This window comes from Martelella limonii (assembly GCF_013344475.1).
Taxonomy (GTDB): Bacteria; Pseudomonadota; Alphaproteobacteria; order Rhizobiales; family Rhizobiaceae; genus Martelella; species Martelella limonii.
Window position 1 is genome coordinate 175,375 of the sequence record NZ_JABUOU010000003.1, and the last position, 13,700, is coordinate 189,074.

General features: G+C 61.0%; 12 protein-coding genes and 1 tRNA gene. 4 read left to right on the forward strand and 9 right to left on the reverse strand.

What is annotated here, in order from left to right:
* Positions 1-106: 106 nt before the first annotated feature.
* Positions 107-271 (forward strand): DUF1328 domain-containing protein, encoded by a 165-nt coding sequence (locus tag HPQ62_RS08525; RefSeq protein ID WP_174802119.1) that lies wholly within the window; start codon positions 107-109, stop codon positions 269-271.
* A gap of 295 nt (positions 272-566) precedes the next feature.
* Here HPQ62_RS08525 and HPQ62_RS08530 read toward each other — a convergent pair whose 3' ends face one another.
* On the reverse strand, positions 567-767 hold the full coding sequence (locus HPQ62_RS08530; protein WP_174802120.1) for a CsbD family protein: 201 nt from the start codon (positions 765-767) through the stop codon (positions 567-569).
* A 288-nt stretch (positions 768-1,055) separates the two neighbouring features.
* Here HPQ62_RS08530 and HPQ62_RS08535 point away from each other — a divergent pair, with 288 nt between their 5' ends.
* Positions 1,056-2,786 carry a CHASE domain-containing protein gene (locus tag HPQ62_RS08535; RefSeq protein WP_174802121.1) on the forward strand — a complete coding sequence of 577 codons (1,731 nt, stop codon included), beginning with the start codon at positions 1,056-1,058 and terminating at the stop codon, positions 2,784-2,786.
* A gap of 35 nt (positions 2,787-2,821) precedes the next feature.
* On the opposite strand, the gene HPQ62_RS08540 is transcribed toward HPQ62_RS08535, so the two are convergent.
* A tRNA-Leu gene (locus HPQ62_RS08540) sits at positions 2,822-2,906 on the reverse strand.
* Positions 2,907-3,083: 177 nt separating this feature from the next.
* Here HPQ62_RS08540 and HPQ62_RS08545 point away from each other — a divergent pair.
* Both HPQ62_RS08545 and HPQ62_RS08550 read left to right on the forward strand, forming a co-directional pair.
* Positions 3,084-3,665, forward strand: coding sequence for a YqaA family protein (locus HPQ62_RS08545; protein WP_174802122.1), 582 nt, complete (start codon positions 3,084-3,086; stop codon positions 3,663-3,665).
* Positions 3,666-3,673: 8 nt separating this feature from the next.
* Complete coding sequence (locus HPQ62_RS08550; protein ID WP_174802123.1) at positions 3,674-4,177, forward strand: disulfide bond formation protein B; 504 nt, start codon at positions 3,674-3,676, stop codon at positions 4,175-4,177.
* Positions 4,178-4,184: 7 nt separating this feature from the next.
* Here the strand turns inward: HPQ62_RS08550 and HPQ62_RS08555 are convergent, their stop codons facing one another.
* From HPQ62_RS08555 to gltB, 7 genes are all read right to left on the reverse strand, one after another.
* On the reverse strand, positions 4,185-5,177 hold the full coding sequence (locus tag HPQ62_RS08555) for a KpsF/GutQ family sugar-phosphate isomerase (RefSeq protein WP_174802124.1): 993 nt from the start codon (positions 5,175-5,177) through the stop codon (positions 4,185-4,187).
* Positions 5,178-5,238: 61 nt separating this feature from the next.
* Entirely contained in the window at positions 5,239-6,123 is an 885-nt protein-coding gene (galU, locus tag HPQ62_RS08560) for a UTP--glucose-1-phosphate uridylyltransferase GalU (protein WP_244629615.1), read from the reverse strand.
* Between the two features lie 149 nt (positions 6,124-6,272).
* Positions 6,273-7,727 carry a glutamate synthase subunit beta gene (locus tag HPQ62_RS08565; protein ID WP_174802126.1) on the reverse strand — a complete coding sequence of 485 codons (1,455 nt, stop codon included), beginning with the start codon at positions 7,725-7,727 and terminating at the stop codon, positions 6,273-6,275.
* 13 nt (positions 7,728-7,740) lie between these two features.
* Positions 7,741-8,064: a heavy metal-binding domain-containing protein gene (locus tag HPQ62_RS08570; RefSeq protein WP_174802127.1), complete on the reverse strand. Its 324-nt coding sequence runs from the start codon at positions 8,062-8,064 to the stop codon at positions 7,741-7,743.
* 37 nt (positions 8,065-8,101) lie between these two features.
* Positions 8,102-8,509 carry a type II toxin-antitoxin system VapC family toxin gene (locus tag HPQ62_RS08575; RefSeq protein ID WP_174802128.1) on the reverse strand — a complete coding sequence of 136 codons (408 nt, stop codon included), beginning with the start codon at positions 8,507-8,509 and terminating at the stop codon, positions 8,102-8,104.
* Positions 8,510-8,512: 3 nt separating this feature from the next.
* The gene (locus tag HPQ62_RS08580) at positions 8,513-8,779 is read right to left on the reverse strand and encodes an antitoxin (RefSeq protein WP_174802129.1); all 267 of its coding nucleotides are present in this window, start codon (positions 8,777-8,779) and stop codon (positions 8,513-8,515) included.
* A 58-nt stretch (positions 8,780-8,837) separates the two neighbouring features.
* Complete coding sequence (gltB, locus tag HPQ62_RS08585) at positions 8,838-13,556, reverse strand: glutamate synthase large subunit (protein ID WP_174802130.1); 4,719 nt, start codon at positions 13,554-13,556, stop codon at positions 8,838-8,840.
* Positions 13,557-13,700: the final 144 nt, after the last annotated feature.

The following is a 13,700-nucleotide window of genomic DNA, read 5'->3' on the forward strand; positions in this document are numbered from 1 at the left end:
CATGCGTTTGATTGGAAAGGGCGGTTCCAGACCGCCCTTTTAGCGTGGTGCGGAACCTGGCCCTTGCTCAGGCGTTATTCTCTCAACAAACACAAGGAGAATACCCATGCTTTATTATGCCGTTGTTTTCCTGGTGATAGCTCTGATTGCTGCCGCTCTCGGCTTTGGCGGCATAGCGGGCGCTTCAGCAGGCATCGCACAGATTCTTTTCTTCCTGTTCCTGCTGTTCTTCGCTGTCGCAGTTATCGTGAACTTCGCACGCAGCCGATAAAACCAGGTTCCCTCCCCGAAAAGCGGACCGTCTCCGGACGGCCCGCTTTTTTATGTGCAAAGTGCCGTCGCTTTCTTATTGCGAGACGGTTTCTTCTCTGACCGGGTCCACCCCCGAGCCGAGCTGCCGCCTTGCCACGACCGCAGACAAAGTGCGGTTTTTGTTCACAGACATAGCCAACCGACTTCACGACGCGATCAGAGTTGCGCAAAAGCGACGGCAGACACCAGCGCGCAAGCAATAAAAAAAGGCAGCGACGCTATGCGTCACTGCCCTTCGACAAAACTGATGGCGATCAGTTGATCTTGTCCATCCAGCTATCGACGTCGCGCTCAGCTTCGTCGCGCTCCTTGCCGTAGCGTTCCTGGATCTTGCCGATCAGCTTTTCGCGCTTGCCTTCCACGACGTCGAGATCGTCGTTGGTGAGCTTTCCCCAACGGGCCTGCGCTTCACCGGTGAACTGCTTCCAGTTGCCCTCGATACGGTCCCAATTCATAAGCCTGCTCCTTTCAGGTTAGCTTGTCTTATGCCTGTTTAAACGCGACGGGCGGCGGAAGTGTTCCAATCACGGCCTTCATCATTGACAAGGCTAGGAAAAACAGGAATGTAGCAAATCAGGCTGACAGGCTGACGCGGTCAAGCTTTAAAAAAAATGAGGCCGTTGCTCATTTTTAAAGTGCTGACCGACGGCGCATCGTCGCGAGTATTAGACGTTTTCACTTCCTGGATATGGATCATTGAGAGGCGGCCTCGACCGACGACGTTGGTGGCGCCGCATTAAGACATGCGGAAATTATTCGAAAACGCCGAAAGCGGCAACATCTCCACCCTCAGCCGCGTGCTACCGGTGCTTGTTTTCCTGGTCGTGACAGTGATCGGGCTCGGCATGTCGTTTTCCATCTACCGCGCATCGGAAGTGGAGAGGCGGGCGAAATTCGAACTGGTCGCCGGCGATGCGGCAGACCGTATCGTCAACCGTTTCTATCAGCACATGTCGCTTCTGGAGGCGACCAAGGCGTTCTTCGAGGCAACGGACGGGAATATCGACCGGCCGGCGTTTCAGACCTATGTGAACGGACTTGATACCGAGGGTCGCTATGACGGTATCCAGGGCATCGGCTTCGCCCGGATGATCTATGCCGGCAACGAGGCGCGTGCCGAAGACATGATCGGCCGAACCTACGGCGAGACCCGTAAAATCTGGCCCGAGACCGACCAGGATTTCCGCGCGCCGGTCGTCATGCTGGAACCGGAGAACGATCGCAACAGAGCCGCGATCGGTTTCGACATGTATTCCGATCCCATACGGCGTGAAACAATGGCAAAGGCGTTCGCCACCAACACGCCGCGCGCCAGCGGACCGGTGGAACTGGTCCAGGAAATCACCGACGACAAACAGGTCGGCTTCCTGCTCTACCTGCCCTTCGCTGCAGAAGGGGGCCCGAATGATACCGAGGGCAACCTGCCCCTGTCCGGGTTCATCTACGCGCCATTTCGCGCAGGCGACCTGTACCGCGCCGTCATGACCGCCAGCCCGGCCCTGCCCGTGGCGATCAGCGCCTATGACAAGAATGCGCCGGAAACGCCGCTCTTCAAGTCCGAGACCTACGATGACGCGTTTGCCAAGAGCGCTCTGAGGGTACATCGCGAGGTCGACATCGCCGGCAGGACCTGGGTACTGGACATGACGCCCAGCACCGCGTTCGAAAAGGCGCAGTTTGATGTGACGCCCTTCGTCATCGCCTGCGTTGCCCTTCTGCTTGCCGTGGCGCTGGCGCTCGCGGCGCAATGGCAGATCAAGGCGCTTGCGGCAGCGCGCGAAGTCCAGCGCGTGACAGAAAAGTCCCTTCAGGAACGGGAGCTGATGCTTCAGGAGATGAAGCACCGGATCAAGAATTCGATCGCCCGCGTCCTTGCGATCGCCCGCCAGACCGCGCGCCATTCCGAAAGCCTTGACCAGTTCGTCGAATCCTATTCCGCCCGCCTTCAGGCCATGTCGACGGCGCAGGATGTGCTGACCCGCTCGCGCTGGCAGCGCGCCGACCTCAAGGAACTGCTGAACAAGGAACTGGAACAGGTCTTCGGCGACGGCGAATCCCTATACGAAGTCTACGGGCCAAATGCGGAACTCGACGAGAAGGCAACCCAGGCCTTCAGCCTCACCTTTCACGAGCTTGCCACCAATGCCCTGAAATATGGCGGCATGTCCGGCTCGGGCGGAGGCCTTAAGGTGACGTGGAGCTATGAAGGCACCGGCGATGCTCGCAAGCTGCGACTGATCTGGGATGAATCCAGCACCGCAAAGATCAGCGAGCCGGAGCGCAAGGGTTTCGGCACGCGCCTGATCGACGCCAATATCATCGGCGAATTGCAGGGAACAATCGAACGGCGTTACCAGGAGGACGGCGTCACGATCGAGATCGTGTTCCCGAGCCCTGCCGCGAGCACCAGCACGCGGCGTTCACGCTGGCGGCGCACGCGGCGTCAACGCCTGGCCGAAAAGCGCGGCCGCTGAGGCGCCGTAGAGATCGATAAATCGGGGGAAGAAGATGGTGCCCCTTGCCGGAATCGAACCAGCACTCCTCTCGGAACCTGATTTTGAGTCAGGCGCGTCTACCAATTCCGCCAAAGGGGCCCTTGCCTCGTCTCCAAGGCAGGCTGGCCGAAATATAAGAAGATCGCTCCGGTCGTCAACAACCTTCTCGCAGCGACGGCGAACAAAATGCCGGGCGCGGTCCGATAGTGATGGACATGGCAGGGCCGAGACAGCATTGTCCGGACCGACGGAAATGCGCCGATAGCCGGGATAGCCATGCTGCGAAGACTCTACAACTGGACAATGTCACTTGCCGGGCAGCGCAATGCAGAGGGCGTCCTGTTCGGCGTGTCCTTTGCCGAAAGCTCGTTCTTCCCGATCCCGCCCGACGTGCTGATGATCCCGATGGTGATCGCGAGGCCCGCGCAATGGTTCCGGATTGCGCTGATCTGCACGCTGGGCTCGATCCTCGGCGCCATCGCCGGTTATCTGATCGGCATGTTCCTTTTCGAGCAGGTAGCCCAGCCGATCCTGTCCTTCTACGGCAAGCAGGATTCCTTCGACAAGGTCGCCGGATGGTACAACAGCTGGGGCGGCTGGGGCGTGCTGTTTGCAGCCATCACCCCGTTCCCCTACAAGGTTTTGACAATCTTTTCCGGCGCAACCGGGCTCAATTTCGGCATTTTCCTGCTCGTCAGCATTATTGGCCGCTCGTTCCGCTTCTTCCTGATCGCCTGGCTTCTGAGCCGCTACGGCGCGCCGATCCGGGATTTCATCGAAAAATACCTCGGCCTTCTTTTCACCCTGTTCGTCATTCTACTTGCCGGCGGGTTCTATCTCGTCAAATTCGTGTTCTAGGAGATTTCATGAGCGCGCAGTCCCATTCCCGCATCCAGGCCGGACTTGTTGTTTCAACGCTGGCAATGGCTGTAACCGTCGGTACCGCGCTCGGTTTCCAGCATTTCGGCGGCTATATCCCCTGCCATCTCTGCCTGCTGGAGCGGAACCCCTATTACATCGGTGTGCCGCTCGGCATTATCGGGCTCCTCACCTCTGCCTTCGGCCTGCCGCGCATCATCGCGCGCCTCGCGCTCATCGCCATTGCCGGACTGATGGTCTGGGGCATGGTCATGGGCGTCTATCACGCCGGCGTCGAATGGCACTGGTGGGCGGGGCCTTCCGATTGCTCGGGCTCGCTTTCGGGCGTGACGACGGATGCTGGCAACCTGCTGGGGGACCTGAACCGCGTGACCGGCCCGAAATGCGACGAGGCGGCACTCCGCGTACTCGGCCTTTCCTTCGCCGGATGGAATGTGATTGCAAGCCTGGTGATCGCGGTGGTCGCGCTCTGGGGCGCGCGCGGCAAATAGGCTGGCCTCAGGCCGCGCCGATCCGCAGGAAATCGTGGAAATGCACAATGCCGACGGGGCGGTTGTCCTCGTCGACGACCATGAGCGCCGAGATATTGTGCTTCTGCAGCAGGCCCATGGCACCCGACACCATCATGGATGACTTCACGGTCTTTGGGCCGCGGGTCATCACGTCTTCCACGGCAAGCCGGCTCATGTCGCGCGCGAGATTGCGGGCGAGATCGCCATCGGTGATGATGCCGGCAAGCCGTCCCTCTTCCGTCAGCACGCCGACGCAGCCGAAGCGGCGCTTCGACAGCACCATGATCGCATCCGGCAGGGCCGTGCCTGCGGGCACGAGCGGGACCTCCTCGCCGACATGCATGATATCGGCGACATGGGACAGGAGCGCGCCGAGCTTGCCGCCCGGGTGATAGATCTTGAAATCGCCGGCCGAAAAGCCGCGCGCTTCCAGAAGCGCGATCGCCAGAGCATCGCCAAGGGCAAGCTGCATGGTGGTGGAGGTGGTCGGCGCCAGCCCGTGCGGACAGGCTTCTTCCGCCTTCGGAAGATCGAGAACGATATCGGCGGCAAGGGCAAGGGAAGACTGGCGCCCCGAGGTGAGCGCGATCAGCGGAATGGCAAAGCGGCGGGTATAGGCGACAAGGGCGGTAAGCTCGCTGCTTTCCCCGCTCCAGGAAAGCGCCACAACGGCGTCCTTCTGGGAGATCATGCCCATGTCGCCGTGATTGGCTTCGGCCGGATGCACGAAGAATGCAGGGGTTCCTGTGGAGGCGAAGGTGGCCGCTATCTTGGTCCCGACGTGACCGCTCTTGCCCACGCCGGAGACGATCACATGGCCGGATGTCTGCTGCAGCAGCGCTACGGCCTTTTCGAAAGGCTCGGCAAGCCCGTCTTCAAGGGCGACAGAAAGCGCCTCCAGGCCGCGTCGCTCGAAATCGAGCGTCCTCAGCGCAGAACGGGCGGCGTCTCCCAAACCATCTTCATTCGCTTCAGTCATGACACGCTGTTAGCGCCTTTGGGGGGCGCAATCAATAGATTTGCGCCCCTTGCCACGTCGCTTACTTCAAGGCCGCGACCAGGGCCTTGAGTTCGTTCTCCACCTTCGGGCGGATATCATCGCGCTTCAGCGCCAGAGCCACATTGGCGATGATGAAGCCTTCCTTGGAACCGCAGTCAAAGGTCTGGCCATCAAACTTGTAGCCGTAGAAATCCTGCTCCTTGGCAAGCATCAGCATGCCATCCGTCAACTGGATTTCATTGCCGGCGCCGCGGGCGGTCTTGGCCAGAATCGGGAAGATTTCCGGCTGGAGGATATAGCGGCCATTGATGAAGAAGTTCGACGGCGCGGTGCCCTTGGCAGGCTTTTCAACCATCTCGGTGATCTTGAAGCCGCTGCCGACAGCCTCGCCGACGCCGACGATGCCGTATTTGTGGGCCTGTTCGGGATCGCACTCCTCCACGGAGATCACGTTTCCGCCAGCGACCTCGTAGACGTCCATCATGCCCTTGAGGCAAGGCGTCTCCGAATCCATCACCATGTCCGGCAGGATCAGAGCAAACGGATCATGGCCGACGATCTCGCGCGCACACCAGACCGCGTGGCCGAGGCCATGCGGCTCCTGCTGGCGGGTGAAGGTGGATGTGCCGGCGGTCGGAAGAAGGCTTGAAAGCAGGCTGAGCTCGGCGTTCTTGTTGCGCGCCTTCAGCGTCGATTCCAGCTCGTACTGAATATCGAAATAGTCTTCGATGACGTTCTTGTTGCGCCCCGTGACAAACACGAAATGCTCGATGCCAGCCTCGATCGCCTCATCAACCACATACTGGATGATCGGCTTGTCGACGACGGGAAGCATTTCCTTCGGCACGACCTTCGTAGCGGGCAGAAAACGCGTGCCAAGCCCGGCGACCGGAAGCACTGCCTTGCGAACCTTATTGTGAGCCAAGCTCATCTCCCTTCAATCAATGTCCGGCAAATCTACAAACGCTCTGTGTCAGCTATCCGACAGGTCTAGCAAGAAGCACCTGCCAGCGCAATCAAGCTGCCCACAGAGGTGGACCAAAGTGGCAGGCGGGCCTGCCACTTCAGACGCAATTACCGTGGAAGAAGAGTAGTGCCCATCAGCGCTTCGTCAATAGCGCGGGCGGCCTGACGGCCCTCGCGAATGGCCCAGACCACCAGCGACTGCCCGCGACGGACATCGCCGGCTGTCCAGAACCGGTCGACCGAGGTCTTGTAGTCGTTTTCGCTGGCAACCACGTTGACGGATCCGCGGCTATCGGTGTTGAGCGTCAGACGGCCTTCGAGATCGGCAAGCACGCCGCTCTGGAACGGACCGCGGAAGCCGATGGCGATGAAGGCGAGATCGGCCTTGATCACGAATTCGGTGCCAGCGATCGGCTTGCGCCTCTCGTCCACATGGCAGCACTTCACGCCCGTGAGAATGCCGTCCTCGCCAACGAACTCCAGCGTCGCAACCTGGAATTCGCGGACCGCGCCTTCGGCCTGAGACGACGAGGTGCGCATCTTGGTGGCCCAGAACGGCCAGACGGCGAGCTTGTCTTCCTTCTCGGGCGGCTGCGGGCGGATATCGAGCTGGGTCACCTTGACGGCGCCCTGGCGGAAGGCCGTACCGACGCAGTCGGAGGCCGTGTCGCCGCCGCCGACGACGACGACATGCTTGCCGCCGGCAAGGATCGGCTCGGACGGCCAACCGGTGCTGTCGATGTTCTCGCGGCCGACTCGGCGGTTCTGCTGCACCAGGAAGGGCATCGCATCATAGACGCCGTGCAGCTCGTCGCCGCCGATGCCGGAAGCGCGCGGGGTTTCCGAGCCGCCGCAATAAAGCACGGCATCGTAATCCGCCAGAAGCTGATCGACCGTCACATCGACGCCGACATTCACGCCGCAGCGAAAATCGACGCCCTCGCCGCGCATCTGTTCGACCCGGCGGTCGATGAAGTTCTTCTCCATCTTGAAATCGGGAATGCCGTAGCGCAGCAGACCGCCGGGCTTGGATTCGCGCTCGTAAAGATGCACCTCGTGGCCGGCGCGGCCAAGCTGCTGGGCCGCCGCCATGCCTGCGGGCCCCGAACCGATGACGGCAACCTTCTTGCCGGTCTTCACCGTGGCCGGCTTGGGCACGATGTAGCCGAGTTCGTAAGCCTTGTCGGCGATCGCCTGTTCGACAGTCTTGATCGCAACCGGGATATCCTCGAGGTTCAGCGTGCAGGCTTCCTCGCAGGGCGCCGGGCAGACGCGGCCGGTGAATTCCGGGAAGTTGTTGGTCGAATGCAGGTTCGCAATCGCCTCCTTCCAGTTGCCATTATAGACCAGATCGTTCCAGTCCGGGATCTGGTTGTGAACCGGACAGCCGGTCGGGCCGTGGCAATAGGGAATGCCGCAATCCATGCAGCGGGCAGCCTGTTTCTGCACCTCAGGGTCCGACATCGGGATGGTGAATTCGCGGAAATGGCGGATGCGATCAGACGCCGGCTGGTACTTCGCCACCTGCCGGTCGATTTCCATGAAACCTGTAACTTTACCCATGTTCTTCCCTGAATTACTCGATAACGACCGCAGTGCCGGACACTGATACCATCAGCATCGTTCCACGTTCGGAGGTAATGTTTTCGTAGTCGAGATCGACCCCGATGACCGCATTCGCACCAAGCCGCTCTGCCTGGTGCTGCATCTCTTCATAGGCGGTTTCGCGCGCCTCGCGCAGCGAGCTTTCGTATGCCGCCGACCGGCCGCCGACAATGTCGCGGATTCCAGCCATGAAATCGCGGAAAATATTGGTCCCGAGAATGGTCTCGCCCGTGACAATGCCCTTATAGGCAACGATCCGGTGGCCCTCGAGCGTGTTCGTGGTGGTAATCAGCATGACAACACCTCAGTTTCCAAATGCCCGATCGGGCGGCTCAATCGTCTTCCAGTTCCCAGTTCTCGACCTTGAGACCGGGAACCCGCATGAATTCTCTTTCTTTCGCCGTCACCACCACCGCATCGAGCGCGAGTGCGTGAGCGGCGATCAGCATGTCCATCTGGCCGATCGGACTGCCGACGGCTTCAAGCGCCAGCCGAAGCTCGGCATATTTCAGTTCTGCCGGGCTTTCCCACGGCATGATCTCCAGACTGGCGAGCAGCGCCTCGACATCCCGCCTGAGCCGCTCAGAGCCCCTTTTCAGATAGCCGAACCTCAGTTCGGCCACCACCATGATGCTGGTACAAAGCGCGCCCGCCTCGCTCTCCAATATCCTTTCACCAACCGGCCCTGCCGGGAATTTCAGCGCATGCGAGATCGTATTCGTATCCAGCAGATATTTCATTTTTCAGAGATCAACATCACGGAGCGGAAGATCCTCGATCTCCGGAAGCCATTCATCCTCCGGTAGCGGCGGCTGGCTCCGCAGCCACTCAATCAGCTCCCGTGGCGTCATCTTCTTCTTCACCGGCTCGATCGTGATCAGGCCGTTCTGCTCCTGTCTGATGATGACCTCATCGCCCTCCAGTTCGAAATCGCTCGGGATCCGGACGGCGCGGCTGCGGCCATTCATGAAAATGCGTGACTTCTTTTCCCTGGTGATCCGGTTCGACATTTCAGCCTCCACACCTGTGATATGACAATGTCATATCACAGGGCTTGAGAAGCGACAATTATTCCGCCGCGACACCCATGCGCATGCGCTCCATCTCCTCAAGCGCCCGGCGATATTCGACCGGCATCACCTTGCGGAACATCGGGCGGTAGTGGGCCCAGTCGTCCAGGATCGCCTTGGCGCGCGCCGAGCCGGTGTAGAGCATGTGGTTGTTGATGAGACGCACGAGACGTTCCTCGTCGTGGCGGGTCATGTCGCCGGACACATCGACGCGACCCTTGTGCATGATGTCGCCGCCATGGTGGTGGAGCTTTTCGAGCATGTCGTCTTCCTCCGGAACCGGCTCCAGCATGACCATGGCCATGTTGCAGCGGTCGGCAAAGCCGCCATCCTCATCGAGGACATAGGCAACGCCGCCGGACATGCCGGCTGCGAAGTTGCGGCCGGTGGAGCCGAGCACGACGACGATGCCGCCGGTCATGTATTCGCAGCCATGGTCGCCAACGCCTTCGACGACGGCGGCCGCACCGGAGTTGCGCACGGCAAACCGCTCGCCGGCAACGCCATTGAAGTAGCACTCGCCCGCGGTTGCGCCGTAAAGCACGGTATTGCCGACAATGATGGACTCTTCCGCCACGATCGGAGAATTCTCCGGCGGGCGGATGATGATCTTGCCGCCGGAAAGCCCCTTGCCGACATAGTCGTTGCCGTCACCAACGAGATCGAAGGTGACGCCATTGGCGAGGAACGCGCCGAAGGACTGCCCGGCCGTGCCGGTCAGCTTCACCGTGATCGTGTCTTCCTTCAGACCCTTGTCGTTCCAGCGCTTGGCAACCTCGCCCGAGAGCATGGCGCCCGCCGAGCGGTCGACGTTCTTGATGACGGCCTCGATCGTCACCTTTTCCTTGTTCTCGAGCGCAGGCATCGCTTCGGCGATCAGCTTGCGGTCGAGAATATCGTCGATCGGGTGAACCTGACGCTCTGTCCAGAAGGTTGCTTCCTTGGGGGCATCAACCTTGTGGAAGATCTTCGAGAAATCGAGCCCTTCCGACTTCCAGTGCGCGATCGCATCGTCCTTGTCGAGGAATTCGACGGCGCCGATGACGTCGTTCAGGCTGGTGAAGCCGAGTTCGGCCAGAAGCTCGCGCAGCTCTTCGGCAACGAAGAAGAAATAGTTGACGACATGTTCCGGCGCGCCCTTGAAACGCTTCCTCAGAACCGGGTCCTGGGTTGCGACGCCAACCGGGCAGGTGTTCAGATGGCACTTGCGCATCATGATGCAGCCTGCCGCAATCAGCGGTGCGGTCGAGAAGCCGAATTCGTCAGCGCCGAGCATGGCGCCGATCAGCACGTCCCGGCCGGTCTTCAGCCCGCCATCGACCTGCAGCGCAATGCGCGACCTGAGACCGTTCAGCACCAGCGTCTGCTGGGTTTCGGCAAGGCCGATTTCCCAGGGACTGCCGGCATGCTTCAGCGAGGTGAGCGGCGAGGCGCCGGTGCCACCGTCGAAGCCGGAAATGGTGATGTGGTCGGCGCGCGCCTTGGCGACACCGGCGGCAACCGTGCCGACGCCCACTTCGGACACCAGCTTGACCGAGACATCCGCCGTCGGGTTGACGTTCTTGAGGTCGTAGATCAGCTGGGCCAGATCCTCGATCGAATAGATATCGTGGTGCGGCGGCGGCGAAATCAGGCCGACGCCCGGCGTGGAATGGCGGGTCTTGGCGATCGTCGCATCGACCTTGTGGCCGGGCAGCTGGCCGCCCTCGCCGGGCTTTGCGCCCTGCGCCACCTTGATCTGCAGCAGGTCGGCGTTGACGAGATATTCGGTGGTCACGCCAAACCGGCCCGACGCGATCTGCTTGATCGCCGACCGTTCCTTCGGATAGCTGCCATCGGGAAGCTTCAGATAGCGATCGCTTTCCTCGCCGCCTTCACCGGTGTTCGACTTGCCGCCGATCTGGTTCATGGCGATTGCAAGCGTCGTGTGCGCCTCGCGCGAGATCGAGCCGAAGGACATGGCCCCGGTCGAGAAACGCTTCACGATTTCGGAAGCCGGCTCGACATTTTCGAGCGGCACCGGCTTGCGGCCGATTTCCTCGGCGCTCTTGATCCGGAACAGGCCGCGGATCGTGTTCATGCGCAGCGCGCTGGCGTTTTCCATCTTCGCAAACGCATCGTAGCGGTCGCGGGCATTGCCGCGCACGGCGTGCTGCAGCTCCGCCACCGCATCCGGCGTCCAGGCATGGGCCTCGCCGCGGATACGGTAGGCATATTCGCCCCCAATATCGAGCGTCGACGACAGGATCGGATCCTTGCCGAAGGCCGCACTGTGGCGCTGAGCGGTTTCCTCTGCAATTTCCTTGAGACCAACGCCTTCGATCATCGAGGCAGTTCCGAAGAAGAAGCGCTCGACGAACTCGGAGGACAGGCCGATCGCGTCGAAAATCTGCGCGCCGCAATAGGACTGATAGGTCGAGATGCCCATCTTGGACATGACCTTGAGCATGCCCTTGCCGACCGCCTTGATGAAGCGATAGATCACCTCGCCGGAATCGACCTCCTGCGGGAACATGCCCTTGGCATGCATGTCAGAGAGCGTATCGAAGGCGAGATAGGGGTTGATGGCTTCCGCGCCATAGCCCGCCAGACAGCAGAAGTGATGGATCTCGCGCGGCTCGCCCGATTCGACCACGAGGCCGACCGAGGTGCGCAGACCCTTGCGGATCAGATGGTGATGGACGGCAGCCGTTGCCAAAAGCGCCGGGATCGCGATCCGGTCCGGACCGATCTGGCGGTCTGACAGCACGATGATGTTGTAGCCGCCGCGCACGGCCGCTTCCGCCCGTTCGCACAGCCGGTCGATCATCGCCGGCATGCCTTCGGCGCCCTGCTCCTCGCCATAGGTGATGTCGAGCGTCTTGGTGTCGAAACGATCTTCGGTGTGACCGATCGAGCGGATCTTCTCGAGATCGCCATTGGTCAGGATCGGCTGGCGCACTTCCAGGCGCTTTTCGCGGGCGGCACCCTCATGGTCGAGAATGTTCGGACGCGGGCCGATGAACGACACCAGGCTCATCACCAGCTCCTCGCGGATCGGATCGATCGGCGGGTTGGTGACCTGGGCGAAGTTCTGCTTGAAATAGGTGTAGAGCAGCTTCGACTTGTCCGACATCGCCGAGATCGGCGTATCGGTGCCCATCGAGCCGATCGCTTCCTGACCCGTGGTCGCCATCGGCGACATCAGGATCTTGGTGTCTTCCTGGGTGTAGCCGAAGGCCTGCTGGCGATCGAGCAGCGATACGTCGCGGCGCAGCGCCCGGGGTTCGACCGGGTTCAGGTCCTCGAGGATCAGTTGGGTGCGGTCGAGCCAGGTCTGGTAGGGATGCATGCCGGCAAGCTCCGACTTGATCTCCTCGTCGGAAATGATCCGGCCCTTTTCCATGTCGATCAGCAGCATCTTGCCCGGCTGGAGACGCCACTTGGCAACGATGTTTTCCTCTGCCACCGGCAGGACGCCGGCTTCAGACGCCATGATGATCCGGTCATCCTTGGTGATCAGGTAGCGCGCGGGGCGCAGACCGTTGCGGTCAAGCGTCGCGCCGATCTGGCGGCCATCGGTAAAGGCAACGGCTGCCGGGCCGTCCCACGGCTCCATCAGGGCGGCGTGGTATTCGTAAAATGCCTTCCGCTCGGGGCTCATCGACAGGTTGCCGGCCCAGGCTTCGGGGATCAGCATCATCACGGCATGCGCCATGGAATAACCGCCCTGCACCAGGAATTCGAGCGCGTTGTCGAAACAGGCGGTGTCGGACTGGCCCTCATAGGAAATCGGCCAGAGCTTCGAGATATCGGAACCGAAGAGCGGCGAGGACACCGAAGCCTGACGGGCCGCCATCCAGTTCACATTACCGCGCAGCGTGTTGATCTCCCCGTTGTGGGCAACCATGCGATAGGGGTGCGAGAGCTTCCAGGACGGGAAGGTGTTGGTCGAAAACCGCTGGTGAACAAGCGCAACGGCCGATTCGAAGCGCGGATCGGCCAGATCCTTGTAATAGGCGCCAACCTGATAGGCGAGGAACATGCCCTTGTAGACGATCGTCGAGGACGACATCGAAACGGCATAGAAATCCTCGGTCGCCTCCGGGCTCTCGGAGAAGATCGTGTTGGAGATCACCTTGCGCAGCACGAACAGGCGGCGTTCGAATTCTTCCTGGGTATGGGCGCGCTGGCCGGCGCCGATGAACACCTGCAGGTGATAGGGCTCGGTGGCGGCAATATCCGGCGCCTTCGACAGCGAGGAATTGTCGACCGGCACTTCGCGGAAGCCGATGAAGCTCTGCCCCTCGTCGACGATCACCTTCTCGATGATCGACTTGTAGTGGGCAATCCGCTCCTCATCGCGCGGCATGAAGAAATAGCCGACGGCGTATTCGCCAACCTTCGGCAGCGTGATGCCGTCCTTCGCCATTTCCTCGCGGAAGAAGCGGTCGGGGATCTGCATCAGCATGCCGGCGCCATCGCCCATCAGCGGATCGGCGCCGACAGCGCCGCGATGGGTGAGGTTTTCCAGGATGAACAGGCCGTCGCGCACGATCTGGTGCGACTTCTCGCCCTTCATATGGGCGATGAAGCCGACGCCGCAGGCATCGTGCTCGTTGCGGGGATCGTAAAGACCCTGACGTTTGACGCGACGGCCGGCAGCTTTGGCTTCGCTCGTCACGTCAATGTCAGTGACCGGGGCACCATCAAGCGCTATGGGCGTCATCTTCGTCATTCAAGATCTCCTAAAATCCTGCCGAATGCAGGCGAAGCCGGGGCACACAGACCGGATACCGCGCGAACGCGCCGTCCAGCCTCTGTTCAATTTCACTAAGTGCCGGAGCGGTAATCCCAAGGAACCGTCCCGGCCGTGTCCTGA